3 protein-coding genes are annotated in these 4,327 nt (G+C 55.1%); all 3 read right to left on the bottom strand.

Annotated features, from left to right (window positions below; genetic code table 11):
• On the bottom strand, window positions 1–2,262 hold a 2,262-nt coding region (gene prsT / locus AC1DUB_RS28120; protein WP_477732362.1), incomplete at its 3' end, for an XrtA/PEP-CTERM system TPR-repeat protein PrsT.
• A gap of 35 nt (window positions 2,263–2,297) precedes the next feature.
• Window positions 2,298–3,659, bottom strand: coding sequence for a PEP-CTERM-box response regulator transcription factor (prsR, locus tag AC1DUB_RS28115; RefSeq protein ID WP_477719965.1), 1,362 nt, complete (start codon window positions 3,657–3,659; stop codon window positions 2,298–2,300).
• The coding region (locus tag AC1DUB_RS28110) for an ATP-binding protein (RefSeq protein WP_477732361.1) at window positions 3,656–4,327 on the bottom strand (672 nt) is incomplete at its 5' end. The genes prsR and AC1DUB_RS28110, both read right to left, overlap by 4 nt.

Raw genomic sequence — 4,327 nt, 5'->3', positions numbered from 1 at the left:
CAGCAACACAAAGTGCAGCTTGATGGCCAGCTCTGAAGAGTTCACTTGCTTCAGCCCGGCGCGATAAGCCGTTGCTGCACTGTCCCAGTTTTTTTGGGAGAGGTTGATATCACCTTCGAGCACATAGCCCGCCGCTTCCTTGGGGCGTTGTTGCTGCACCGTGCGTGCCGTCGTCAAAGCAGCGGGAAACTTTTTCCCATCCAGATCTAGCGCGATCAAAGTACGCTGCGCTTCGAGCAGATCGGGCTTGATTTCAAGGGCCTTGAGAAGGCTGCTGTACGCCGCTTCCTTGTTTTTTTCAGCCAGATGCGCGTTAGCCAGGCGCATTTGAGGCCGCGGCGACAGCGGTTGCATGGCCGCCAGCTTGTTGTAACTGCCAATCGCCTGATTAAATTCCCCGGATGCTTGTTGCGCCAGGCCCAATGCGTCCAGAAGCTCGGGGCGGTCTGGTAACGCCGATACTGCATTCTGCGCTGCCGACAAGGCTTGCTTGAAATCTTTGTTGCGCAGATGGAAGTTGATGAGCAACAATCGTGGTGCCGGGTCTGTCGGGTTGGCAGCGAACTCGTTGCCGATGATCCGGTACATGTCCTCTTTTGCAGTCCCCGACCGTCCCGCGAGTCGAACAAGCATCAACCAGGCCTGGCCATTTTTAGGGTCTTTGGCCAGCACCGCCTCGATTCGCTTCTTTGCGTCCTCAGGTTTTTTGGCCGCCAGATCCATCTCCGCCAGACTGGCCACGGCTGCAAAGTACGACGGATCAATCGTCAAGGCACGCTCAAAGCTCTTTTTCGCACCGTCAGTATCTCCCTTGAGCAACAGGGTTCGGGCACGCAAAAAGGCTGCCAATGGTTTGTCAGGCTGCTTTTTCTCAAGCCCGTCGATGGCCTTTAACGCCTTATCAAACTCCAGACGCCTCAGATGTGCGTTGATCAGCGCCAGGTCCGCAGTGGTGCCCGCGTCCGAACCGGCAATATTCTGCAACTCTTCAAATGCAGTGTCGACCGAGCCGCTCATCAAATGAGTCAACGCCAGGGCGGTCCGCTTTCCGCCGTCCTTGGGCACTTGACTGATCGCCTTCTCGAAGTACTCCTCCGCCTTTTTGAGATCACCGTTCTGAAGATAGACCTGGCCCGCCAGTGAAAGCAGTTCGGGATCAATTTTTTCCTGCTTCAAGCCCGGTAGCAAAGTCTCCATCGCCCTGGCCGGTTGCCCCGCGCGCAGGTAGGTTACAACAAGCAGGCGACGGGGCAATGCAAGCGTTGGCGCGGCCTGCACGGCCTTGCTTAAATAGCTTTCCGCTGACAGCAGTGAATTGAATCGAAGCTCCACGGCACCCGCCAATTGCAGGCTTTCTACGCTACCCGGAGCCACTCTTACAACCTGCTGCACCAGATTTCGGGCAAGCTTGAAATCTTTTTTCTGAAAAGCCAGCAGCGCTTCAAGGTAAGTGGTGCGCGGGTGATTCGGCGCAATTTTTTTCAGTTGCGCAATTTGCGCTGCCGCTGCGGCCAGATCGCCTTTTTGCAGCAGAATCATAGTGACGGCGGCATGGCCGGCAATAAAATCCGGCTTGATTTCAGTTGCTTTGCGGTAAGCCTCCAATGCCTCGTTGACCTGATTTTTTGCAAACAGTAAAAGATCGCCTTTAAATTTCCAGGCTTCATGGCTTTTCGGAGATTTGGCAATCGCCTCATCCGCCATCACCAGCGCGCCATCAATATCACCCTGCCCCGCCTTTTGTCGAGCCTGCTCAATCAGGGCCGGCGCGTAGCCTGGTTCCGCCAGCAGGGCCGCGTTTAAGGCCGCCTGTGAAAGTTCCGCCTTGTCCTGCATGGCATAGGCAGACGAAAGCGTCATCATGAGGCTTGCTTTGGCAGCCGGCTGGCTTAACTCGATGTTGGCAAATTCATCCGTCACCTTCTTCGCCTGCCCCCGCGCCAGCAGGGATCTGGCCAGCGGAGGAATCACCAGGTCTTGCGGGTGTTTCAGTTCCAGGGCCTTGCGCAACTCAGTTTCGGCGCCTACGGGGTCCCCACTTTCCAGCAGCGCGGTGCCCAGTAAAAAGCGTGCCTCGGGTAAATTTGGATCGCTCTGCAACGCGTTTTTTATCTGAATGACCGCCGATTTGGTGTCGTTTTTCGCCAGGTAGTTTTTGGCAGAGAGGAGCATGGCTTGCGGTGTGTCTCCACAAGCGGCCAATAGCAGAGACACCAGAATGGCCGAAAGAACCGTGCGAGCATCCGTTTTTTTGGAGTTCATGGTTAGCCTGAAATGAAAGTTAAACCCGAAGCAAACTACTTCAATCCGAGCCGGTGCATCAAATCGTAAAGCGTGGGCCGACTCACCCCTAGCAATTCAGCCGCCTTGACCATATTCCCATTGACGCGGCCCAAGGCCGCAGTAATTGCCCGTTTGTCCGCGTTGTCACGAATGACGCGCAAGTCCAGTGAATCATCAGCTTCATCCGGCACCGTGCTTTTCAAACCCACATCTTTACTGGAAATCTGGCTGCCTTCTGCCATGATGGTCGCACGTTTGATGCAGTTTTCCAGTTCCCGGATGTTGCCCGGCCACGGGTGCTGCTCAATCGCCCGGACGGCATCTTCGCAGAGCGTCATCAAGGATCGATTCTGTTCCTGTGCAAAGCGTCGCACGAACGCGTGCGCCAGCAGCGCCGCATCTCCGACACGGGCACGTAGTGGCGGAATATTGACGACGATTTCCGCCAGTCGGTAATACAAATCTTCGCGGAACGGGGCATTCTTGCTCAGCGCGCTCAAATCCTGATGGGTGGCACAGACGATTCGCACATCCACCGGAATTTCCTGCCGCCCCCCCACGCGCTCGATCTTTCTTTCTTGCAAAAATCGCAGCAGTTTGGCCTGCAACTGAAAAGGCAAGTCGCCAATCTCGTCAAGCATCAGCGTACCGCCATCGGCCATTTCGATCTTACCCAGCGTCAGTTTCGACGCGCCGGTAAACGCACCTTTTTCGAACCCGAACAATTCGCTTTCCAGGAGATTTTCCGGGATAGCGGCACAGTTGATGGCAACAAATTTTTCTGCTCTTCGGGGTGACGACTGGTGCAGACCGCGTGCCAGCAGTTCTTTTCCCGTGCCGCTTTCGCCCAGCAACATGACCGTGGCATTGCTGCTCGCCACTTTTTCAATCGTGCGGCAGATGCGTAGCATTTCGGGGTCGCGCGTCATTAGCCCCGACAGGGCATCGGGTTGATGCATTGACTGCAAACGCCGATTTTCGCTTTGCAACTCAAACAGCCTGAAGGCCCGTTCAACAGTCAGGTTGAGCAACTCGGGTTCGAACGGTTTTGCGAAAAAATCATAGGCACCCATGGCAACGGCGCGTAAGGCATTGGCCTGGTCGTTTTGCCCGGTCAGAACAATCACCTTGATGTCCGGATCAAAAGCTAAAATTTGCTCGAGCAGCCTGAACCCTTCAGACACCGAGTCCGCATCCGGCGGCAGTCCCAGGTCCATGGTAATAACGGCGGGCGTACTTTTACGCAATTGCGACAACGCACTTTCCCGGTCATGCGCGGTCACCGAGTCAAAGCGGTCGAGCGACCACTTGATTTGCTTTTGCAGAGCCAGGTCGTCTTCCACAATCAGCAACGAACGTGTTTTTTCAGATTTCATGAGAGCTCCAGCGAGTGAAGGTCTGATTCTTTCTGCTTTTCAAAGAGAGGCAGGAGCATTGTGACCGTGGTACCTTGCCCCAATTCGCTAGACACGTCAATGCGCCCACCTAATTCCTGCACATACTGGAAGCTTTCATAAGCACCAATGCCCATACCGGCCTGTTTGGTGGTCTGAAACGGCTTGAACAAGTGATCCCGAATGAAATCCTGGGACATGCCTTTTCCAGTATCCCCCACCACAATCCTCGCCTGACCGTTCAAGCGATCAAGACAGACCCAAACGCGCCCGCCCGATTCGGTGGCATCAAAAGCATTTTGCACAACATGTCCTATGACGCGCTCCAATCGTTCTTCATGACCACGGGTCACGACCGGCTCCGACGGCTGAACCTCAAGCTTTCTGCCGCGCCCGGCCGCCACCGCCTCAATACGCTGAATGATTGTGCCCAGGTTCACCCCGAAGGCCGTCCCGGGTGTGGCCCCCTTGTGCAACTGGAGCATCAACTGCCGCATTCGGTCTAGTGAATTCTCAACCGTTATCAGCATATCTTGCTGAAACTCAGGGTTGTGACTCAATCGTTTGGCGTTTTTCATCATCAACGAGAGTTGCGTCACAATGTTTTTCAGATCGTGCACCACAAAGGCCGACATGCGATTGAATGCGTC

The organism is Polaromonas sp. P4_F9 (genome assembly GCF_056401235.1).
This window is presented reverse-complemented; position numbering and strand designations above follow the sequence as displayed.